The following is a 20,446-nucleotide window of genomic DNA, read 5'->3' on the forward strand; positions in this document are numbered from 1 at the left end:
TCCTCACCGTTCGAACCCTCGCGTAGCGACCGAATCGGTCGCAGGCGGTGTATCGGAATCGGGTCGGGGACACTGATCATCCCCGCCACTCTAGTGGTGCGTGAAGGATTCGGGAGAGCCGATATCAACCGCTCCCGTCCGCACCAGGGTACGATCGAGTGGTATGGACCCGGCGAGACAGGTCGTCCCGTACCGCGTCCCGGTTCCCCGAATCGTTCGAGCCATCACCATGACTACCGACGGCACCTCGAACACCGATCCGCGCTCGTTCGCTCTCTTGACGCTCGCGTTCGGCGCGTTCGTCGTTCTCATGAACGGTCAGCCGACCGTCGTCTTCGTCGCGACCGCCGTCTCGATGCTCGTCTACTTCGGGGCCGACCTCTCGACGATCGAGATAGCCGACTGGCTCCGTATCCAGTTTCGGCCGTCGGATCGTGACGACGAGTGATCTTCGATCGGCGCAGTCGGACCCTGCTGTGGAGCGCGCTACAGCGACACGAGGAGATAGCCCACGGCGTCAGCTGTGGGAGGAGGTCACTCGTCTCGTTTCGCGGCCGGGTTCGTCACCGCGCCGTTGGCCGCCGATCCGAACGCCTGGCCGTACTTCGCGAGGACGCCCGAGGTGTAGGCGGGTTCGGGATCGTCACGCGCCGCCAGTCGGGACGCGATCTCGTCGTCAGAGAGGTCGACGGACAGGTCGCGATTCGGGATGTCGACGGTCACCGTATCGCCGTCTTCGATGGCGCCGATCGGCCCGCCGTCGAACGCCTCGGGTGCGACGTGGCCGATCATCGGCCCGCGCGTCGCGCCGGAGAAGCGGCCGTCGGTGAGCAGCGCGACGTCGTCCTCGTGACCCTGGCCGACGACGGCGGCCGTGACGCCGAGCATCTCGCGCATACCGGGCCCGCCGCAGGGCCCTTCGTTCCGGATGACGACGACGTCGCCGGACTCGATGTTCCCTTCCTGTACCCACGCCATGGCATCCTCTTCGCGCTCGAAGACGTGGGCCGGACCCTGGTGGTAGAGTTCGTCGTCACCGGTCACCTTCAGGACCGAGCCGTCGGGGGCGAGGTTGCCGCTGAGGATGACGAGTGCACCCTCTTCGTGGATCGGGTCCTCGATCGGGCGGACGACCGCCGGGTCGACCGTGTCGTCTGCCGGCAGCGAGAGCGCGTCGAGTTCGTCCGACAGCGTCCCCCCGGTGACAGTCATCGCGTCGCCGTGGAGCAAGTCGGCCTCGAGGAGCCGCCGGAGGACGACCGGAATCCCGCCCTGCTGGTGGAGGTCGGCCATCACGTGCGTTCCACCGGGGCGGACGTCGACGATGTGGGGCGTGCGCCGGGAGATCTCGTCGAAGTCCTCGATCGAGAGGTCGACACCGGCCTCCGCCGCCAGCGCGAGCAGGTGGAGGACGGAGTTCGTCGACCCGCCGATCGCGACGTCGAGCGTGATGGCGTTCTCGAACGACTCCCTGGTGAGGATGTCGGAGGGGCGTCGATCCGCTTCGACTGCCTCGAGTGCGAGTGCGCCCGCCTCGGCGACGATCTCGGCGCGTTCGTCCGTAACGGCGGGTGCGGTCGCGGAGCCCAGGGGAGCGAGGCCGAGCGCTTCGCTCATCGAGGCCATCGTGTTCGCGGTGTACATGCCGGCGCAGGAGCCGGGGCCGGGACAGGCGGCGTGTTCGAGTTCGTCGAGTTCCTCCCGAGAGAGGTCGCCCTCGGCGTGGGCGCCGACGCCCTCGAAGACGTCCTGAATAGTGACGTCGTCGCCGTGGAACTCGCCAGGGAGGATGGTTCCGCCGTAGCAGAAGACGGTCGGCAGGTCGGTTCTGATCGCCGCCATCATCATGCCCGGCAGGTTCTTGTCGCAGCCAGCAAGCGTCACGAGGCCGTCGAGACGCTCGCCGAAGGCGACGAGTTCGACGGAGTCGGCGATGACCTCACGGGAGACGAGCGAGGCCTTCATCCCCTCCGTGCCCATCGAAATCGCATCGGAGATGGTGATCGTTCCGAATTCGATCGGCATGCCGCCGGCTTCGTCGACGCCGGTCCACGCCGCCTTCGCGAGATCGTCCAGGTGGACGTTACAGGGTGTGACGTCGGCCGCCGGATTCGCGACGCCGATCATCGGCGAGGAGAGGTCACTCTCGTCGTAGTCCATCGCGTAGAACATCGCCCGGTGTGGCGCGCGATCGGGGCCCTCGGTGACGTCGTTGCTCGGCAGGTCTGGTGGTTTCTCTCGAGATTCAGGGATCTCCTGTGACATACTCACGTAGCGGCGCCGGAGAACCATAAGCCTCGTCAGTGGTGCAAAACTGGTCGGGTACCCGCCGGTCGGGGGAACATGTTTGCTGTGGTCGCGAGTGGATAGTTCGCCCATCCACGTGACCGGAAAATCGGTACTCGAACCGACACGTATAGGAGATGGCACCCGTCAAATCTGGTATGATCGAGTATCGCCCCCTCGGCGAGAACCACCGCGAAGCGTTCAGCGAGTACGTCAGCTACGGCTTCACTCCCGAGTCGGGCCCGGTGGACTTCGACCCGGACGAGGACGATCCCGAGCGGATGCAACTCGGCGCGCGCCGCGGTCTCTTCGATACCGAAACGGCGGACGACGATCCGCTGGTCGTCTGTCTGCACCACTGGTTCGACGCGCTCGTCCGCGGTGACCACCATCCCTCGCCCGGCCTCTCGATGGTCGCCTCTCCCCCGGAACACCGTCGGAAGGGCTACATCGAGGACCTCCTGGCCCGTTCGCTCTCGGAGTATCGCGACCGCGGCGATCGCTTCTCACTCCTCTGGCCGTTTCGCTACCGCTTCTACCGCCAGTTCGGCTGGGAGACCGCCTCCTCGCGCCACGCCTACACCTGCGAGCCGTCGGTTCTCTCGTTCGCGCGGGACCGACTCGACGAACCGGGCGAGTTCCGGTCGGTCGACGCCGACGAGTACGAGCTCCTCGCCGGCGTCTACGACGCGATGGCAGAGCGGTACGCCCTCTCGATCGATCGCTCTGACGACTGGTGGACTCATCGCATCTTCACGGGATGGGACGAGGACCCCTACGCCTACGTCTGGGAACACGACGGCGAGGTGCGCGGCTACCTCGTCTACTTCATCGAGGGATCGTGGGGCGACCGATCGATGCGTGTCCGCGATCTCGCGTTCCGCGATACCGAGGCCTTGCTCGCGCTCTGTGCGTACCTCGCGAACCACGACTCCCAGATTGCGGAACTCTCGTTCACCCTTCCAACCGACGTCCCACTTCGGGACCTCGCGACCGATCCAGACGAACTCGACTGCGAACTGTCGAACGGGCCGATGGCCCGCCTCGTCGACGCCGTCGAGACGCTCCCAGCGCTCTCGTTCCCGGCCGTCGACGCCGAGGTGACGATCGACATCGAGGACCCGCTCGTCGACTGGCACGACGACCCGATCCGGCTCGTCGTCGAAGACGGCACCTCGACGTGCGACCGCGTTCGCGGCGCCGACCCCGACCTCGCCATCGACGTGGGGACCCTCTCGCAGGTCGTCGTCGGCTATCGCATGGCGAGCGATCTCGAACGACTCGACGCGCCCGACGACGTCGTCGCGACGCTCGATCGACTCTTCCCTCGTGACCAGACGTACGTCGACACCGGGTTCTGACGGGTTCGACGCGAATTCTACGGGTACGTAGTTGCCAAATTCTGCGTCGGGCGTTCGCGACCGACGCAGAATTGCTGCGGTCAGATACAGTCACTCGACGTCGAACCGTTCGACGATCGCCCCGGTGACGTCGTCGGTCGTCGCGTCGCCGCCGAGGTCGGGCGTCCGTGGGCCCGACTCCAGCACGGACTCGACGGCCCCGCGAACCGCTCGCGCCTCGGCGTCGTAGCCGAGGAATTCCAGGAGCATGGCCGCCGAGAGGATCGTCGCGCTCGGGTTCGCGACACCCTCCCCGGCGATGTCGGGTGCCGTTCCGTGGACCGGCTCGAACAGCCCGCGCTCGGGCCCCAGATTCGCGGAGGGGAGGAGGCCGAGCCCGCCGACGAGGCCGGCCGCCAGGTCGGAGAGCACGTCGCCGGCGAGGTTCGGACAGACGACGACGTCGAACTGCGTCGGGTCGAGACAGACCCGCGTCGCGAAGGCGTCCATGAGGACCTCGTCGGGCTCGACGCCGCGATCGGTCGCCACGTCGAAGACGGCCTCGCGAAAGAGCCCGTCGGTCTCGCCCATCACGTTCGCCTTGTGGACGACCGTGAACGAGTCGGTCTCGACGTCCGCGAGGTAGGAACAGGCGAACTCGGCGAGTCGTTCGGATGCCGCGCGCGTCGTCAGGCGCGTCCCGGTCGCGACCTGATCGCTCAGTCGGTGTTCCAGCCCGGCGTAGACGCCTTCGGTGTTCTCGCGGAGGAAGACCAGGTCGGTCTCCGGCCGCACGGCGTCGACGCCGGGGTACGCTCGGGCCGGGCGAACGTTGACGAAGGAGTCGACGGCGCTCCGAAGGGGGAGGATCACGTCTGCGGCCGTCTCGCCCGCGGCGCCGAAGAGGGTCGCCTCGGCCGCTTCGACGGCCGCGCGCGTCTCCGCGGGGAGCGGCGTGCCCCGCTCTTCTGCGACGTGGTCGCCCGCCTCGTACGACGCGAATTCGAACCCCAGATCGAGCGCCTCGAGCACGTCGACGGCGGCTGGAACGACCTCCTGGCCGATACCATCGCCCGGGATCACGACGATCGTCTCGTCGCCGGTGCCAGAATCGACGCCTGCTGAATCGTCGCCGGTGCCGGGCTCGTCGCTCCGACTACCGGGCGCTCCGTCGGTCATCGCCCGTCACCGCCACCGGTCCCTCCCGATCGCCCGATACCGTCGCCGTGTTCGAGGTCGACGTAGGGGAGCGATTCGGCCGTCTGGCGAACGGACTCGGGGTTCTGGCGCATGAGCGCCGTCGTGTCCCAGTTGCCGTCGACGAGTGCCCGCCGCTGGGCCTCGTCCACAGAGACGTCGAGCGCCGTCTCGCCGTAGGTGACGGTCTCGTCCGCGACGGAGAGCGAGATCGTCTCGTCGGGATTGTCGTCGATCCAGTCCTGCAGCGCAGTGACTTCCTCGTGATCGGCCGTCACGGTCGGGATGCCCAGGCCGAGGCAGTTGCCCGCGAAGATCTCCGCGAAACTCTCGCCGACGATGGCGTCGATCCCCCAGCGCATGAGCGCCTGCGGGGCGTGCTCGCGCGAGGAGCCACAGCCGAAGTTCGAATTCACGACGAGGATCGACGCACCGGTGAATCGGTCGTCGTTGAACGGATGCTCGAGCGGGTCGTCGGTCTCATCAAATCGCTGGTCGAAGAACGCGAACTGGCCGAGTCCCTCGAAGGTGACCGCCTTCAGGAAGCGCGCCGGCAGGATCTGGTCCGTGTCGATCTCGTTGCCGCGGACCGGAATGGCGGTGCCACTAACGTGCTCGACCGGGTCCGGGCCGGCTGTAGCGCCGTCAGTATCGCTCATACCGTCACCTCCAGAGCAAGCTCTGGCGTACTCGCATGAACTCGCTTCGCTTCGTTCATGCGACCACCTCCGGAAGCGTTCGAACATCGGTAACGGTGCCGTTGACGGCCGCCGCGGCGACCATCTTCGGGCTCATCAGGACGGTCCGGCCGTCCGGACTGCCCTGCCGGCCGACGAAGTTGCGGTTCGAGGAGGAGGCACAGGCCTCGTCACCCTCGAGCTGGTCGTCGTTCATTCCGAGACACATCGAGCAGCCAGCGCCGCGCCAGTCGAAGCCGGCGTCGCGGAAGATTTCGTCGAGGCCCTCGCGCTCGGCGGCCGCCTTGACCCGCTGGCTGCCGGGGACGACCATCGCGCGGACGTCGGGGTGGACCTCGCGGTCCGAGACGACTTCGGCCGCCGCGCGCAGGTCGGCCAGTCGCGCGTTCGTACAGGAGCCGAGGAAGGCGACGTCGATCTCGTAGCCGTCCATGGTCTCGCCGGGCGAAACGCGCATGTGATCCTGGGCCTCCCGGGCGACCTCGCGCTCGTCGTCGGGCAACTCGGCCGGGTCGGGGATCGGCTCGGTGATGCCGACGCCCTGTCCCGGGGTCGTTCCCCAGGTGACCATCGGTTCGAGCGACGAGGCGTCGATCTCGACGACGTCGTCGTACGTCGCGTCGGAATCGGATCGGATCGACTCCCAGTAGGGTCTCAGTTCCGCAAGTCGGTCCGGGTCGTCTTCGAATTCGGGCGTCTCGGCTAGCCACGCGTAGGTGGTCTCGTCGGGGTTGACGTACCCGGCGCGGGCGCCACCCTCGATCGACATGTTGCAGATGCTCATCCGTCCCTCCATGTCCATCGACTCGATGGCCTCGCCCGCGTACTCGTAGACGTAGCCGACGCCGCCGTCGGTGCCGAGCTTGCGGATGATCGCGAGGATGACGTCTTTGGCGGTGACGCCCGGACCGAGTTCGCCGGTGATCTCGATCCGGCGGACGCGCTGTTTCTCCATGGCGACGCAGCCGGTCGCCAGCACGTCCCGGATCTGGGAGGTCCCGATGCCGAACGCGAGCGCGCCGAACGCGCCGTGGGTCGCGGTGTGGGAGTCCCCGCAGACGACGGTCGTCCCGGGCTGGGTCAGTCCCTGTTCCGGCCCGACGACGTGGACGATGCCCTGGCGCCCCGACTCGGGGTCAGAAAAGTCGATGTCCGCCGCCGAGACGTTCGCCTCAAGCGCCTGCATCATCTCTTCGGCCGCGTCGTCGGCGAACGGGCGCGACTGGTCGGCCGTCGGGACGATGTGATCGACCGTCGCGTGCGTGAGCGAGGGGTAGGCCACGTCGTAGCCCCGCTCTTCGAGCATACCGAAGGCTTGCGGACTCGTCACCTCGTGGACGAGGTGCAACCCCACGAACAGTTGATCCTGGCCGGTCGGGAGGGTCTGGACCCGGTGGGCGTCCCACACCGCGTCGTAGAGGGTTCCCTCGCTCATTTCGACCGGTCGCTCGATTCGCCGCCGCGACCGAAGGTCCGTACGTGACCGTCGACCGGTGACGTGTGATCTCTGTCCTTCACTCGCCGGGGCGTCTCGTCGTTGTCCGATGGCGATTCCGACGCGTCGGTTGGATCGTCCGTACTCCGCCGTCGGCCACCGTCCGTTCGCGCCGAGCGACCCTCGTGGTAGCGGTCGAACGTGCGTTCGGGGCCCTCGACTGGCGACGTGTGATCCCTGTCTTTGACCCGTCTCGGGGTATCTCCCCCGCTGCTTCGGCCGTTCGCCGACGGCCCGCTGATGTCACTCGCTGGCGTGGGATCGACAGCCGCTCGAGCGTCGCCCTCACTCGCGTCGGTCGGGTCGGGTCGGTGCGTTTCTGCCTCGGTTCGGTCGTGATGTTCTGTCTCCTCTGACATGGTCTCGCAGGTTCGGTCGCTTCTCGGTTCGGTTCCGGCCGCTCCGCCGTCTCGGGTCGGGTCCGGGTCGTTCGACGATCGGTTCGCGTCGCTCATCACTCGCCCTCCGCGTCGCCCCAGGCGAACAGCGTTCGCAGTTCGGCGCCGACGCGCTCGATCTCGTGGTTCGCTTCGGCCTCGCGATACTGGGTGTATGCCGGCCGGTTCGCCTGATTCTCGTTGATCCACTCGCGAGCGAACTCGCCGTTCTGGACGTTCGTCAGGATCTCGTCCATTCCATCGCGGTCGACGACGCTCTCGCCGCGGGTGAGGCCGCCGTACTCGGCCGTGTCGGAGACCGAGTTCCACATCTCCATGTGGCCACCCTCGTACAGCAGGTCGACGATGAGCTTGAGTTCGTTCAGACACTCGAAGTACGCCATCTCGGGCGCGTACCCCGCCTCGACGAGCGTCTCGAAGCCAGCCTTGATCAGGTCGGTGACGCCGCCACAGAGGACGGCCTGCTCGCCGAAGAGGTCGGTCTCCGTCTCTTCGCGGAACGTGGTCTCGACGACGCCGGCGCGCGTACACCCGAGCGCGTCGGCGTACGCAAGCGCCTGCTCGCGTGCGGTCCCGGTCGCGTCCTGGTAGACCGCCAGCAGGCCGGGCGTCCCCTGGTCGTTCTCGTAGTTACGACGGACCAGGTGGCCCGGCGACTTCGGCGCGATCATCGTCACGTCGACGCCCTCTGGCGGCGTGATCTGGTTGTAGTGGACGTTGAACCCGTGGGCGAACTGCAGGGTATCGCCCGGTTCGAGGTTCGGTTCGATCGACGCCTCGTAGACGTCTGGCTGGACCGTGTCCGGGAGCAGGACGCTCACGACCGACGCCTGCGCTGCGGCTTCGTCCGGCGTCGCGACTCGCAGACCGTCTTCCTCCGCGGCTGACCAGGAGGAACTATCCGCCCTGAGACCGACGACGACGTCGACGCCGCTCTCGGCGAGATTCTGCGCGTGTGCGTGGCCCTGCGAGCCGTATCCCAGGACGGCTACCGTCTCCCCGGAAATGTACTCCCTGTCGGCGTCCGCCTCGTAGTAGACTGTCGCGTCGAACGATGGCGACTCGTCGTCGACGTCCGTGCCGCCATCCGTGACGACTCGCTTCGGTCGTTCGGTTTCACCGTTGGTCCTCGCTCCGTCCACTGTCGTCTCGTGCGTCACGTCGTTCGCCGTCGTCCCGTCAGTCACGTCGTCCATTGTAATACTCTCAGTCACGTCGTTCAGCGTCGTCTCGTCCAGTACCGCCGTCGTAACCGTTTCCGTCGATCTGCCGGCGGTCGTCGTCTCGTCCCCTGTCGGTTCGCTGGTCGTCCGTTCGGATACCGTGACGGTCGTCCGTTCCGTCTGCCGTTCGGCCATCCGATCGACCGTCCGCTCGTGGTTGGTCCGTGCGTCGTCTGTCTGTCTTGTATCGTTCATGTAGTGGTCTGGTGATCTCTGTCTCGTTCTCACTTGGTCGGACGTCGCTCACCGCCGTCCGTTCGGGCCGCTGGTTCGGTCGGCACAGCACTCCCGTCGTCAGCGCTCGGTTGGGCCGTCCGCTCCCGGTCGTCGGTATCACAGCCTGGTGCAGGTTGTTCGCCCGGGGTCGTCGGCACGTCACCGCGCGCGAGGGCGGTTTCCCCTGTGCGAGCGATCTCGACGATGCCGAACTGTCGGTAGGCGTCGATCGCGGCGTCGATCCGTGCCTCGTCGCCGGTGAGCTCGACGGTGATCGTCCGCGGACCGGCGTCGAGCGTCTCGCCGTCGTACATCTCGGTGATCGCCTGGACCTGTTCCGGGGCGTCGCCGCGGACCTTCACGAGGACCAGTTCGCGGGAGACGGTCTCTCCCGCGATCTCGCCCGCCGAGATGACGGCCGAAAGCTTTCGGAGCTGTTTTTTGAGCTGGTCGATGCCCGGGTCGGTCTCCTCGACGACCATCGTGATCCGGGCGTGGCCGTCCACGGTCGTCGGTCCGACGGTCAGGCTCTCGATGTTGAACTGCCGGCGCGAAACAAGGCCGGACACTTGCGCGAGTACGCCCGGTTCGTGATCGACCAGGGCGGAGACGACCGCCCGGCGGGGTTCGTGCTCGGCCTCGACGACAGGATCGATCCGTATCCCGTCGGTGTTTCGTCGTGCCTCCGGGTGTGGCCGCTCGGACGGGGCCTGACCGGGAAGACTGGCGTTCTGTTCGCTCTCGTCGTCCGATCGACCTGTACCGTCGCCGCTCATAGGTGGTCCTCCGAGAGCGCGAACTGGCCGTTCGCCCCACCGCTGGGGACCATCGGCAGGACGTTCTCCTCCGGATCGACGTGAAAGTCGATCACTGACGGGCCGTCGTAGTCGAGTGCCGCCTCGACGGTCGCCGGGACGTCGTCCCGATCGTCGACGCGGAAGCCACGCGCACCGAACGCTTCTGCGAGGGTATCGAACGCCGGCACCCAGTCGTACTCCGAGGCCATCCGGCGGCCCTCGAAGAAGGCATCCTGCCACTGGCGCACCATACCGATGTGCTCGTTGTTGAGGACCGCGATCGTGACGTCGAGATTCTCACGAACGGCGACCGACAGCTCCTGTATCGTCATCAGGAACGAGCCGTCGCCCTCGAAACAGACGACGTCGCGGTCTGTCTCACCCGCCTCGTCCGCGGCGATTCGCGCCCCGATAGCTGCCGGAAGACCGTATCCCATGGTTCCCAGCCCGTGTGAGGACACCCAGGTGCGCGGCTCGGTGAACGTCCAGAACTGACAGGCCCACATCTGGTGCTGGCCGACGCCGGTCGTCACGATCGTGTCGTCGGCCGTGGCCGCGTCGAACGCCTCGACGACGAACTGCGGTTTCAGCGGCTCGTGGTCGTTCATCGCGTACGTAAGCGGATACGTCTCTTTCCACTCCGTACACTGTGTGCGCCAGTCCTCGGCAGCCGGTGGCGATTCGATCGCGGCCGACACCTGTTCGAGGACGGCACCCGCGTCGCCGACCAGCGGATAGTCCGCGTGGACGTTCTTGCTGATCTCGGCCGGATCGATGTCGACGTGAATCACGTCTGCCTCGGGCGCGAACGTATCGATGCCGCCCGTCAGGCGGTCGTCGAACCGGGTTCCCACGGCGATCAGGCAGTCGGTGTGCGTAATCGCCATGTTCGCGTAGCCGGTGCCGTGCATGCCGGCGAACGACAGCGCCAACTCGTCGTCCTCGGGGAACGACCCGAGACCCGGCATCGTCGTCGTCACGGGGATCTCGTACGTGCGCGCGAAGGTCGTCGCGACGTCGCTCGCATCCGCCGCGACGACGCCACCGCCGAACAGACAGACCGGCCGTTCGGCCGATTCGATCGCTCGAGCGGCCGCCTCGACGCCGTCGGGATCGGCGCGCGGGTTCCGTTCACCGTCCGATCGAGCCTCCGTCGACGTCGTGTCGTCGAACTCGGCGTGCTCGTCGACGTCGGCGAGCGAGACGTCCTTCGGGAGGTCGACCAGCGTCGGTCCCTGCCGGTCGCACCCGGCGCGACGAAACGCGTCTTCGACGACGGCACCGATGGTGTTCGGATCGTCGGCGAACGCGTTGTACTTCGTGATCGGGCGTGTGACGCCGATAGTGTCCGTCTCCTGGAACGCGTCGTTGCCGACGAGGTCCCTCGGGACCTGTCCCGTCAGCGCGAGCATCGCGTCGGAATCCATCTTGGCGTCGGCGATGCCGGTGACGAGGTTGGTCGCACCTGGCCCGGAGGTGGCCAGGCAGACGCCCGGTTCACCCGCGACGACCCCGTACGCGTCGGCCGCGTGGGCGGCCGCCTGCTCGTGAGCCATGGTCACGTGCCGGACCGACGACGACGCCAGCGCGTCGTACACGGGCATGATCGCCCCGCCCTGGATCCCGAAGGCCGACTCGACGCCGGACGCTTCGAGCGCCCGGGCGATGGCCTCCGCGCCGGTCGAGACGGGACCGTCGTCGTCCGTCTCGTGTGATCGATCCTGGTTCGTCTCCTCCTGTCGGGGATCGCTCTCGTCGTTCCGTGCAATTCCATCGTCGGTCGAATCCGCCGCTGCACCCCGACTTGCCGTTTCGTCTGTGTACTCTCTGTGCCTCGGCTTCGCGTCTGTCATGTGCGCATGTTCTCGGTAGGTTCGCGTGGGAAACTCGAACGCGAGCCGCGACGGCGATGGCCGGTGAAACCGACTCGACAGCCGCGTCGCTTGCGTTCGACGATACGTCCGGTCGGTGAGAATGGGGTGATGTAGGGGACTAGGCCCCTACAATAATCGAACCGCCGAGAATCGCAGCGACCGCTCCCGTGGCCGCGAACTGGACGTGCGTGGGAGCGTTCGGTCGCACTGTGCTCTGGCGAAAGCAGGCCGTTCGTATATAGCTTTCGCCGCTCGCAACGTTCGCACCGTTCGGTGCGGATCGTACCGGTTGCTCGGCGGATCTGGAACGTCGGTCGCTTCGACCGCCTGTCCGACAGCCGCACCGGTCTCGGCCCTCGTGGCGCGTCCGATCGGCGTCGCCGACGCATCGGCCATCGCGCCCACCGGACCGTGCCGCGGGGCGGTCGTCGAGGGGTCGAAACTGCCGACTGACTGGTGGGTGCGATCACCCGGTCGCGTGCGTCCATCAGATCGGCCCCTCGTGAACGCGTCGTCGGTCGACGTCGACCTCACTCGCGAACCGATCGACGACCTCCGCGGTCACCTCGCCTTCGGTGGCGCCGTAAGATTTGACGCGGGTCGCGACCTCGCGCACCTGCTCGTCGGTCGGATCGTACCCCGCCTCTCGCAGGTGCTTGCGAACGCTGTGGGTGCCGGTGTGTTTACCCAGGACGAACGCGCGCTCGGCGCCGACCATCTCGGGGGTCATCACGCCGGGTTCGAACGTCTCCGCGTTCTCGATCACGCCCGCGGCGTGGATGCCGCTCTCGTGACTGAACGCGTTCTCGCCGACGACCGGCTTGTTCCTGGGGACGGATACCTCGCTACGCGACTCGACGAGCGAGGAGAGTTCGACGAATCGGGTCGTGTCGATACCCGTGTCGATCCCGTAGACCGATTCGAGCGCCATCACGACCTCTTCTGCGGCGGCGTTGCCCGCCCGTTCACCGATTCCGTTGACCGAAACCTGTGCCTGCGCGGCGCCCGCCTCGATCCCCGCGACCGCGTTCGCCGTCGCCATGCCGAAGTCGTCGTGGCAGTGGACGTCGATCGCGGCGTCGGTGTGCTCGCCGACGAACTCGACCAGCTCACCCATGCGTTTCGGCGTACAGACGCCGACGGTGTCGGGGATGTTGATCCAGTCTGCGCCCGCGGACGAGACGGCCTCGACCATCTCGGCCAGGAACGCCGGCTCCGTCCGCGTGGCGTCCATCGGCGAGAACATGCACTCGACGCCCGCCTCGGCGACGCGTTCGACCGCCTCGACCGAACGGCGCTCGACCGCGTCACGCGTCGAGTGCATCGAGTCGGCGAGCTGTACGTCCGACGTCGACGCGAACACGTGAACCATGTCCACGCCCGCGTCGAGCGCCGCCTCGACGTCATCCTCGACGACCCGCGCGAGCCCGCAGACGGTCGTCTCGCACGCGCCAGCGATGTCGTGGACGGCCTCGAACTCCGCCTCCGAGTTCACCGGGAAGCCCGCCTCGATGACGTGCGTCCCCATCTCGTCGAGTACCGCCGCTATCTCACGCTTGTCCTCGTAGGTGAACGAGACGCGTGCTGCCTGCTCGCCGTCGCGTAAGGTGGTATCGAAAATCCGTGCGTCGTCAATCTCGGCTACAGTAGCCACTTCATTACCGTCGAAGAACTCGACTCCCCTGCCGGGTGACAGAGGCGCCCTCTGGTGTCGTCATTGCACCCGAATCAAATGAACGTATGAACTTAAACTCACGGGTCGAACTGAACGTTGCCTGCCACACCTGGTTTATAATGATATTTTATACTCTTCACGTTCTCCTGGCCCGGGATTTACTATCGAAGATTCGTCTTCGCCGACTGGAGGGCTCGGGCGAATTCGAACTGCGCCGTCACCTCGCTCCGCTCGGCGCCGTCTAATTCGAATCGCCTTCTCGTCAGAGTTCTGCCGCTCACGGTTTGCTCGCGGCAGACATATGGGCTCGGGCGGATTCGAACTACTCCCGAGAACCTGCTCGCTCCGCTCGCAGAACCTCCGTATAATTCGAATCGCCCTCACGTCACACCGCCGGCGCTCACGATTTGTTCGCGCCGGCAGGAGTGGGCTCGGGCGGATTCGAACTACGCCGTCACCTCGCTCCGCTCGGCGCCGTCTAATTCGAACCGCCCTCGATCACGAATTCGCGCCTCGCTGTCGCTCGGCGCAGAATTAGTGGGCTCGGGCGGATTCGAACCACCGACCTCGGCCTTGTAAAGGCCACGTCATAACCAGCTAGACCACGAGCCCGTATACACGGAAAGCGGTTCGGGGTGAATAACTGTTACTTTCTCGTTCGGGGGGTCGCGTCGATGGGTGCGTGTCGTCGGTCCCGGTCGACCTGCTTCGGGTCGATTCGTCCGGTTCGGTCGGCCGTCCTGTCGGTGTGGTCGAATTGCTATTTCGATTCGAAGGGAATATTTATTGGCGCGTATCCCACATCCCGGTGTAATGAGTGTCGAGTGGGAGGAAGACGATCCCTTCGAGGAACAACGGGACAAGATCGAGAACCCGATGAAGCGGCTGTTCCGCGAGTACGGGGCTCGGTACAAGTTCCAGGCGCTGGTCGGAATTTTCGCGAGTATCTTCGCTCGCCTGCTCGATCTATTGCCGCCGTTGATGCTGGGGATCGCGCTCGACTCGATCTTCCGGAACGAGGGGACGTTCTCCGAGCAGATTCCGCTCGTCGTCCTGCCAGACGGCTGGTTGCCCACCGACCCTGAGGGTCAGTTCTGGTTCACGATCGCCGTGTTAGTCGGCGCGTTCGGTTTCGGCGCGGTATTCCACTGGACGCGAAACTGGGGGTTCAACTCGTTCGCCCAGAACATCCAGCACGACGTCCGTACCGACACGTACGACAAGATGCAGCGCCTCAACATGGATTTCTTCTCCGACAAGCAGACGGGGGAGATGATGTCCATCCTCTCGAACGACGTCAACCGGCTCGAGCGATTCTTGAACGACGGAATGAACTCCCTGTTCCGGATGTCGGTGATGGTCCTCGGAATCGGCGGCTTGCTGCTGTGGATCAACTGGCAACTGGCGCTCGTCGCGCTCTTGCCGGTCCCGCTGATCGCCGCCTTCACGTACGTGTTCGTCAGGATCATCCAGCCCAAGTACGCGAGGGTCCGCTCGACGGTCGGGAAGGTCAACTCCCGACTGGAGAACAACCTGGGCGGGATCCAGGTCATCAAGTCGAGCACGACGGAGGACTACGAATCCGACCGCGTCGACGACGTCTCGATGGACTACTTCGACGCCAACTGGGACGCCATCGAGACCCGGATCAAGTTCTTCCCAGGTCTCCGGGTCATCGCCGGCGTCGGCTTCGTCATCACGTTCGTCGTCGGCGGCCTCTGGGTGTTCAACGGCACGGCACCGGGACCGTTCTCCGGCACGCTGACTGAGGGGAACTTCGTCGTCTTCGTCCTCTACACGCAACGCTTCATCTGGCCCATGGCCCAGTTCGGGCAGATCATCAACATGTATCAGCGCGCTCGTGCGTCGTCCGCGCGCATGTTCGGCCTGATGGACGAACCCAGCCGCGTCGAGGAGAACCCCGGCGCGACGGAACTCGAGGTCACCGACGGGCACGTCGAGTACGATCACGTTACGTTCGGATACGACGACGAGACCATCATCGAGGACGTCGACTTCGACGTCGAAGGTGGCGAAACCCTCGCGCTCGTCGGTCCGACCGGTGCCGGCAAGTCCACGATTCTGAAGCTCTTGCTGCGGATGTACGACATCGACGATGGCGAAATCCGGATCGACGGCCAGGACCTCCGGGACGTCACCCTCCGAAGCTTGCGAGAGCGGACTGGCTACGTCAGTCAGGACTCGTTCCTGTTCTACGGGACCGTCGAGGAGAACATCACGTACGGGACCTTCGACGCGACCCGCGACGAAGTGATCGAGGCCGCGAAGATGGCCGAAGCACACGACTTCATCGAGAACCTGCCCGAAGGGTACGACACCGAGGTCGGCGAACGCGGCGTCAAACTCTCCGGCGGCCAGCGCCAGCGCATCTCCATCGCGCGGGCGATCCTCAAGGACCCCGAAATCCTCATCCTCGACGAGGCGACCAGTGACGTCGACACCGAGACGGAGATGCTGATCCAACGCTCGATCGACAAACTCGCGGCCGATCGGACCACGTTCGCCATCGCACACCGCCTCTCGACGATCAAGGACGCCGACACCATCGTCGTCCTCGAGGGCGGACAGATCGTCGAGCGTGGCACCCACGACGACCTCCTCGACAACGGCGGCCTCTACGCACACCTCTGGGGCGTCCAGGCAGGCGAAATCGACGAACTCCCACAGGAGTTCATCGAACGCGCCCAGCGTCGGACCGCACGAACGGAGTCACAGCAGGACGACTGACCTCTCCGAACCGCGGCGGCGCTCGACGGATTTCATCTCAGAACGACTCCTGTTCCCGTTGCCCCTCCTGTCCCGGTGCCCCCTCGTCCTGCCGGTCCTCGCCGGGTGCCGGGGGCGTCCGGTCGCTGTAGTTCTTCCGCCCGATCGCCTCGTCGCCGACCATGGTCACGATCGCCTGTTCGACTTCGACCGGTGACTCGTACCGATCCTCGTTGAACGGTTCGAGCAGTTCTCGAAACGTCGTCGTCTCCTCTTCCATCGACAGTTCCTCGTCCCCGTACGCGTCGAGCAACTCGTCCTGGCTGGCGGGGTAATCGTGCTCATGGAGCTTGGTCCCGAGGTCGCCCAGCTCGACACCTTGCTCGCGATTTGAGTCGCTCATACCCGGTTCGTTGGGGGACCGTCGGAAACCCCTTGGCCCTGCCAACGCGTGTACGGGTGCCAGCTATCGGTCGGAACGCGGAGGTTCGCCGTTCCTGCACCCCGCAGAGACGGAGCTTACAAGGCCCGACCGCCCGTCGAGCCGGGTATGAACCTCGAACGAGCCGCGTGGCCGGACGCGGCCGATCTGGACACTGACCTGGCAGTCCTCCCCGTCGGGAGCACGGAACAGCACGGTCCACACGCGCCGCTCGGCACCGACACCCTGGCAGCGACGGCGGTCGCCGAGACCGGCGTCGAGGCGTTCGACGGCGATGTCGCGGTCGCACCCGCGCTCCCAGTCGGCGTCGCCGAAGAACACCGCCACTTCGCTGGGACACTCTGGCTCGAACCCGACACGTTCCGGGCTACCGTCCGCGACTGCGTCCGGAGCCTCGCACACCACGGGTTCGACCGCGTCGTCGTCGTCAACGGCCACGGCGGTAACGTCGATGCCCTAACCGAGGTCACCGCCGAGAGCAGCCGCCACGACGACGCGTACGCCGTCGCGTTCACCTGGTTCGAAGCCGTGGGCGAGCACTCGGCCGACATGGGTCACGCGGGCCCGCTGGAGACGAGCCTCTTGCGGGCGATCGATCCCGACCTCGTCCGCGAGGACCGCGTCGAGGAGGCTCGCGACGGAGCCGCGGACGGCTGGGGAGAGTGGGTGAGCCACACGAATCTCGCGCACGATTCGGCCGACTTCGCCGACAACGGCGTCGTCGGCGACCCGGCCGACGGCGACGCTGCACGCGGCGAGGAACTCCTCGAACTGGCGGCCGAGTCGCTCGCGCGACTCCTCGCTGCCGTCGAATCGCGGGATCTGACGGAGTCGTCACACCGAGAATAGGGATCGTTCGGTGACTCGATCACTCACTCCTCGTCTTCGTCCTCGTCGGCGTCTTGCAGCGTACTCCGGAGCCCCGGGATCGTCGAGGTGAGGTCCGATACCTGTTCGCCGGCGGTCTCGATGTCCTCGACCGTCGACTCTAGCGTCTCGATCTCTTCGGCGAGATCGTCGCCGTCGTCGAACGCGTCGGCGCGCTCGCCCATCGTGTACCACTTCTTGGCGTCACGGAGGTGGTCCGCGGCGTCGCCCGTGTCGAGTGCGGACTTTAGCCCGTTCAACGCACCGAGGACGTTGTCGGCGTCCGTCTCCCAGATCTCGTCCGCGGCGGGGAGGGCGTCGCGGGCGTCGGCCAGCGAGGATTCGACGTCCTCGCGCATCTCGGTCGCCGCCTCGCCGAACAGGTCGTCGTCGGTGAGTGAGGCCTGACTCATGCCCGACGGTACTTCGCCATCGGGGTTAAACGATCGCCCGAAAGTGAAAGTGAAAACTGGGTCGCGAAGTGGTTTACCGGCGATATTCTTTACGCCCGGGAACGTTGCCGAGTCGCGAAGCGCGTCGTCGACGCGTCGCGAACAGGGGCGTCTCGCCGACGAGGCGATACGTCTCCGAACCGGCTAGCCCGATTCGAGCCGTCCCCGAACCGAACAGTCGGAATCGGGACGTCGCCCACTCGATCAGTCGTCCCGGTCGGCTGGGCGGGAGATCTCCGTAACCTGCATCAGCGGATAGCCGTCCTCCAGCGCCATCCGGGCGGTGACGCCGCGCTCCTCGTACTCGACGACGACCTCGACCTCGAGGAATCGGCCGGTCAGCTCCGTGTAGTCGGCGCTCGACGCCGCGAGTTCGGCCCGGATCGCGTCGACATCGACCTCGACGCTGACATCCACGCAGTGGGGCTGGTTCTCGATCGATTCTTCCATCGCGCGGGCGATGCTGTCCGAGTTCGCGGGCGAGACGGGCGTCCCCGCGAACTGGTGGTACAGCGAGCCGAACTTGATCCCGGCCTCGAAACAGGCGACCTCTCCGGGCGTGGGCTCGGCCGCGTTGGGCGGGCTCTCCGGTGGCGTCTGATTCATGGCTGTTCGGTGGGTCGCCCGGGCAATGGACGTTCCGATCGACCGGCCATCGGTCCGCCGTCGGCTGGCGATTGCGCGGGCGTTTTTCACCGTGGTCGTCACCGCTCGTCCCAGACCGCAAGCTACGTATCCGGGTACACCTTTCGGACGGACGAATGGCACAGTCGGTCCTGTTGACCGGGGCGGCGGGTCGCGTCGGCTCGGCCGTCCTGGGCGAGCTTGCCGACGACTACGAGTGGCGGCTGCTCGATCGCGACCCGCCGACCGAGGAGATGCCGGGCGAGTTCGTCGTCGCAGACATCACCGACGAGGAGGCCGTCCGCGAGGCGATGGACGGCATCGACGCGGTGATACACCTCGCGGGCGACCCGCGTAAGGAAGCGCCGTGGTCCAGCGTGCTGCCGAACAACATCGACGGTACCCGCGTGGTCTACGAGGCGGCCATCGACGCCGGCGTCGATACGGTCGCGTTCGCCTCCTCGAATCACGCGGTCGGCCACTACGAGACTGACGAGCGCACGCCTGATATGTATCGAAAGGACGACGAGTTCCGCCTCGACGGGACGGAACTCCCGCGCCCTGGCAACCTCTACGGCGTTTCGAAGGCCACCGGCGAACTCCTCGGGCGGTACTACCACGACGAGTACGACCTCTCGGTCGCCTGCGTCCGCATCGGTAACCTCACGAAGGGTCACCCGCCGATCGACTACGAGCGCGGCCAGGCGATGTGGCTCTCCTATCGCGACTGTGCGCACCTCTTCGAACGCTGTATCGAGGCCGACTACGGGTTCGAGATCGTCTACGGCATCTCCGACAACGACCGGAAGTACTACTCGATCGACCGCGCGAAGGAGGTTCTGGGGTACGAGCCGCGGGACAACTCCGCGGAGTGGAACGGCGACGAACGAGTCGGGTCGGATCGCTGAAGCCCCTTCGACCGGGATCGTACGATCGCCGTACATGGAACCGACGGTTCGTTCCTTCCGCGACGCTCCTCCGCCTCCACCGCAGTGATTTCACACTCTCACTGGATAGATATTTGTGTGACGGCGCGAATGTAACGACGTATGGTACCGGCACTCGTCCTCGCCTTCCTGTTCTCCATGGCGCTCTTTGCGGCGTCGGCGATCCTCCTCGCCTGGTGGATTTACATCGACGCGACCCAGCGCGGGGCCGATCCGGCGTGGCTGTGGGCCGTCGCCACCGTCGCCCTCCCGGTCGTCGCGCTAGCGTACCTCGTTCACCGACGGAGGCTCCCGGGACGCACGGCGCCGATGGACCGCACCGAACGACTGGTCGGCACGATGTTCGTCGCGTCGTCGGCCGGCATCCTCGCGTCCGGGCTCGCTCCTCCGGATCCGATCACGCAGTCGGTCTACAGTCTCGTCCTGAGCGCCCTGGGGCTGGCGCTCGGCTACGCCCTCGTCTGGCGCCGCGGCTGGTCGACGGTTCGCCCGCGGCTGGCGACGTAGGATCACTCGATCACGCTGGGCCGTCTGTCGTCACTCGAAGAGGCCCTCGACGTCGCTCTCGCGGACCTCGCGTCTTTCGACGTGCTGTCCGAGTCGCTGGTAGACCACGTCTCGATTCGCCGGGTCGCCCGCAGCGAACTCACTGAGGAGCGCGAGAAACGGCGTCCCGGTTCGTTCTCGACCGAGTTCGTCTCCGAGAAACTTACCGGCTCGCTCGACGACCGCCCCGTCGTACCCCCACTCCTCGGCGAGGACCGCGGCGGCGACGGCGATCTCGGGCGGCGAGCACTCCTCCAGCGTCAGGATGTCGCCGTCGTGGGAGAGCGCGAGCGGAGCCCGTCGCTCGATCAGTGCCGGATCGTCGGCGAGGTCGGCGAGAAATCGCCGGATGGCGTCGACGTTACACCCGCGGTAGTCCGGCGGAAGGTCCGCCAGATACTCACCGGCGCTCCGCGCGAGGCCGACGCTTCCCTCCCAGTTACGACGCCGGGCGTGGTGGACGGCCGCCGTGAACTGGATCAACCCGTGGAGCAATCGTTCGTCGGCGGTTCCGGCTTCGAGGTCGAGCCAGTGGTCCTCCCAGGCGTCGTGGGCGGCGTGGTAGTGACCTTCGTTGTAGACGGCGATCCCGGCCCGGAGCGGGGTTCGCATGGTCGACTCTTCGAACGGTGTCGGCAAAAG

General features: G+C 66.3%; 19 protein-coding genes and 1 tRNA gene. 6 read left to right on the forward strand and 14 right to left on the reverse strand.

Going from position 1 to position 20,446, the window contains the following annotated elements:
- Nucleotides 1-163 precede the first annotated feature (163 nt).
- The gene (locus NO366_RS08460; RefSeq protein ID WP_256533890.1) at nt 164-448 is read left to right on the forward strand and encodes a hypothetical protein; all 285 of its coding nucleotides are present in this window, start codon (nt 164-166) and stop codon (nt 446-448) included.
- Nucleotides 449-534: 86 nt separating this feature from the next.
- Here NO366_RS08460 and ilvD read toward each other — a convergent pair whose 3' ends face one another.
- The gene (ilvD, locus tag NO366_RS08465; protein ID WP_256533891.1) at nt 535-2,265 is read right to left on the reverse strand and encodes a dihydroxy-acid dehydratase; all 1,731 of its coding nucleotides are present in this window, start codon (nt 2,263-2,265) and stop codon (nt 535-537) included.
- 179 nt (nt 2,266-2,444) lie between these two features.
- On the opposite strand from ilvD, the gene NO366_RS08470 reads away from it, so the two are divergent.
- Complete coding sequence (locus NO366_RS08470; protein WP_256533892.1) at nt 2,445-3,647, forward strand: GNAT family N-acetyltransferase; 1,203 nt, start codon at nt 2,445-2,447, stop codon at nt 3,645-3,647.
- A 90-nt stretch (nt 3,648-3,737) separates the two neighbouring features.
- Here the strand turns inward: NO366_RS08470 and NO366_RS08475 are convergent, their stop codons facing one another.
- The 9 genes from NO366_RS08475 to NO366_RS08515 form a co-directional block, all read right to left on the reverse strand.
- Nucleotides 3,738-4,805: an isocitrate/isopropylmalate dehydrogenase family protein gene (locus NO366_RS08475; RefSeq protein WP_256533893.1), complete on the reverse strand. Its 1,068-nt coding sequence runs from the start codon at nt 4,803-4,805 to the stop codon at nt 3,738-3,740.
- A complete protein-coding gene (gene leuD, locus NO366_RS08480; protein WP_256533894.1) occupies nt 4,802-5,482 on the reverse strand; it encodes a 3-isopropylmalate dehydratase small subunit in 681 nt (226 codons plus the stop codon). Before leuD ends, NO366_RS08475 begins: the two co-directional genes overlap by 4 nt.
- 55 nt (nt 5,483-5,537) lie before the next feature.
- On the reverse strand, nt 5,538-6,956 hold the full coding sequence (leuC, locus tag NO366_RS08485) for a 3-isopropylmalate dehydratase large subunit (protein WP_256533895.1): 1,419 nt from the start codon (nt 6,954-6,956) through the stop codon (nt 5,538-5,540).
- Nucleotides 6,953-7,471: a hypothetical protein gene (locus tag NO366_RS08490; protein WP_256533896.1), complete on the reverse strand. Its 519-nt coding sequence runs from the start codon at nt 7,469-7,471 to the stop codon at nt 6,953-6,955. Before NO366_RS08490 ends, leuC begins: the two co-directional genes overlap by 4 nt.
- Nucleotides 7,471-8,556, reverse strand: a complete 1,086-nt coding sequence (gene ilvC, locus NO366_RS08495; RefSeq protein ID WP_382274127.1) for a ketol-acid reductoisomerase — start codon at nt 8,554-8,556, stop codon at nt 7,471-7,473. Before ilvC ends, NO366_RS08490 begins: the two co-directional genes overlap by 1 nt.
- A 305-nt stretch (nt 8,557-8,861) precedes the next feature.
- Nucleotides 8,862-9,629: an acetolactate synthase small subunit gene (ilvN, locus tag NO366_RS08500; RefSeq protein ID WP_256533897.1), complete on the reverse strand. Its 768-nt coding sequence runs from the start codon at nt 9,627-9,629 to the stop codon at nt 8,862-8,864.
- The gene (ilvB, locus tag NO366_RS08505) at nt 9,626-11,503 is read right to left on the reverse strand and encodes a biosynthetic-type acetolactate synthase large subunit (RefSeq protein ID WP_256533898.1); all 1,878 of its coding nucleotides are present in this window, start codon (nt 11,501-11,503) and stop codon (nt 9,626-9,628) included. The genes ilvN and ilvB overlap by 4 nt, the downstream gene beginning before the upstream one ends.
- Before the next feature lie 508 nt (nt 11,504-12,011).
- Entirely contained in the window at nt 12,012-13,220 is a 1,209-nt protein-coding gene (locus NO366_RS08510) for a LeuA family protein (RefSeq protein WP_382274129.1), read from the reverse strand.
- A 517-nt stretch (nt 13,221-13,737) separates the two neighbouring features.
- Nucleotides 13,738-13,811 (reverse strand) — tRNA-Val (locus NO366_RS08515).
- A gap of 201 nt (nt 13,812-14,012) precedes the next feature.
- Here NO366_RS08515 and NO366_RS08520 point away from each other — a divergent pair.
- Nucleotides 14,013-15,947, forward strand: a complete 1,935-nt coding sequence (locus tag NO366_RS08520) for an ABC transporter ATP-binding protein (RefSeq protein ID WP_256533900.1) — start codon at nt 14,013-14,015, stop codon at nt 15,945-15,947.
- Nucleotides 15,948-15,984: 37 nt separating this feature from the next.
- Here the strand turns inward: NO366_RS08520 and NO366_RS08525 are convergent, their stop codons facing one another.
- Nucleotides 15,985-16,329, reverse strand: coding sequence for a DUF5789 family protein (locus NO366_RS08525; RefSeq protein WP_256533901.1), 345 nt, complete (start codon nt 16,327-16,329; stop codon nt 15,985-15,987).
- Nucleotides 16,330-16,476: 147 nt separating this feature from the next.
- On the opposite strand from NO366_RS08525, the gene NO366_RS08530 reads away from it, so the two are divergent.
- Nucleotides 16,477-17,217, forward strand: a complete 741-nt coding sequence (locus tag NO366_RS08530; protein ID WP_256533902.1) for a creatininase family protein — start codon at nt 16,477-16,479, stop codon at nt 17,215-17,217.
- Nucleotides 17,218-17,240: 23 nt separating this feature from the next.
- Here NO366_RS08530 and NO366_RS08535 read toward each other — a convergent pair whose 3' ends face one another.
- On the reverse strand, nt 17,241-17,648 hold the full coding sequence (locus NO366_RS08535; protein ID WP_256533903.1) for a DUF5790 family protein: 408 nt from the start codon (nt 17,646-17,648) through the stop codon (nt 17,241-17,243).
- Nucleotides 17,649-17,891: 243 nt separating this feature from the next.
- Nucleotides 17,892-18,293, reverse strand: coding sequence for a dihydroneopterin aldolase family protein (locus NO366_RS08540; RefSeq protein ID WP_256533904.1), 402 nt, complete (start codon nt 18,291-18,293; stop codon nt 17,892-17,894).
- A 155-nt stretch (nt 18,294-18,448) separates the two neighbouring features.
- On the opposite strand from NO366_RS08540, the gene azf reads away from it, so the two are divergent.
- Both azf and NO366_RS08550 read left to right on the forward strand, forming a co-directional pair.
- Nucleotides 18,449-19,219 (forward strand): NAD-dependent glucose-6-phosphate dehydrogenase Azf, encoded by a 771-nt coding sequence (gene azf / locus NO366_RS08545; RefSeq protein ID WP_256533905.1) that lies wholly within the window; start codon nt 18,449-18,451, stop codon nt 19,217-19,219.
- 141 nt (nt 19,220-19,360) lie between these two features.
- On the forward strand, nt 19,361-19,765 hold the full coding sequence (locus NO366_RS08550; protein ID WP_256533906.1) for a hypothetical protein: 405 nt from the start codon (nt 19,361-19,363) through the stop codon (nt 19,763-19,765).
- Between the two features lie 30 nt (nt 19,766-19,795).
- On the opposite strand, the gene NO366_RS08555 is transcribed toward NO366_RS08550, so the two are convergent.
- Nucleotides 19,796-20,416 carry a DUF309 domain-containing protein gene (locus NO366_RS08555; RefSeq protein WP_256533907.1) on the reverse strand — a complete coding sequence of 207 codons (621 nt, stop codon included), beginning with the start codon at nt 20,414-20,416 and terminating at the stop codon, nt 19,796-19,798.
- Nucleotides 20,417-20,446 lie beyond the last annotated feature (30 nt).

Origin of the sequence: Halovivax cerinus, assembly GCF_024498195.1 — an archaeon.
GTDB lineage: Archaea > Halobacteriota > Halobacteria > Halobacteriales > Natrialbaceae > Halovivax > Halovivax cerinus.

Excerpts from the sequence above, each read along its gene's own strand:
- NO366_RS08540 (WP_256533904.1), bottom strand. The coding sequence starts at position 18,293 with ATGAATCAGACGCCACCGGAGAGCCCGCCCAACGCGGCCGAGCCCACG.
- NO366_RS08555 (WP_256533907.1), bottom strand. The coding sequence starts at position 20,416 with ATGCGAACCCCGCTCCGGGCCGGGATCGCCGTCTACAACGAAGGTCAC.
- NO366_RS08520 (WP_256533900.1), top strand. The coding sequence starts at position 14,013 with ATGAGTGTCGAGTGGGAGGAAGACGATCCCTTCGAGGAACAACGGGAC.
- ilvN (WP_256533897.1), bottom strand. The coding sequence starts at position 9,629 with ATGAGCGGCGACGGTACAGGTCGATCGGACGACGAGAGCGAACAGAAC.
- NO366_RS08470 (WP_256533892.1), top strand. The coding sequence starts at position 2,445 with ATGATCGAGTATCGCCCCCTCGGCGAGAACCACCGCGAAGCGTTCAGC.
- NO366_RS08550 (WP_256533906.1), top strand. The coding sequence starts at position 19,361 with ATGGTACCGGCACTCGTCCTCGCCTTCCTGTTCTCCATGGCGCTCTTT.
- NO366_RS08525 (WP_256533901.1), bottom strand. The coding sequence starts at position 16,329 with ATGAGCGACTCAAATCGCGAGCAAGGTGTCGAGCTGGGCGACCTCGGG.
- ilvB (WP_256533898.1), bottom strand. The coding sequence starts at position 11,503 with ATGACAGACGCGAAGCCGAGGCACAGAGAGTACACAGACGAAACGGCA.
- NO366_RS08490 (WP_256533896.1), bottom strand. The coding sequence starts at position 7,471 with ATGAGCGACGCGAACCGATCGTCGAACGACCCGGACCCGACCCGAGAC.
- leuC (WP_256533895.1), bottom strand. The coding sequence starts at position 6,956 with ATGAGCGAGGGAACCCTCTACGACGCGGTGTGGGACGCCCACCGGGTC.
- leuD (WP_256533894.1), bottom strand. The coding sequence starts at position 5,482 with ATGAGCGATACTGACGGCGCTACAGCCGGCCCGGACCCGGTCGAGCAC.
- NO366_RS08530 (WP_256533902.1), top strand. The coding sequence starts at position 16,477 with ATGAACCTCGAACGAGCCGCGTGGCCGGACGCGGCCGATCTGGACACT.
- NO366_RS08460 (WP_256533890.1), top strand. The coding sequence starts at position 164 with ATGGACCCGGCGAGACAGGTCGTCCCGTACCGCGTCCCGGTTCCCCGA.
- NO366_RS08535 (WP_256533903.1), bottom strand. The coding sequence starts at position 17,648 with ATGAGTCAGGCCTCACTCACCGACGACGACCTGTTCGGCGAGGCGGCG.
- ilvD (WP_256533891.1), bottom strand. The coding sequence starts at position 2,265 with ATGTCACAGGAGATCCCTGAATCTCGAGAGAAACCACCAGACCTGCCG.
- azf (WP_256533905.1), top strand. The coding sequence starts at position 18,449 with ATGGCACAGTCGGTCCTGTTGACCGGGGCGGCGGGTCGCGTCGGCTCG.
- NO366_RS08475 (WP_256533893.1), bottom strand. The coding sequence starts at position 4,805 with ATGACCGACGGAGCGCCCGGTAGTCGGAGCGACGAGCCCGGCACCGGC.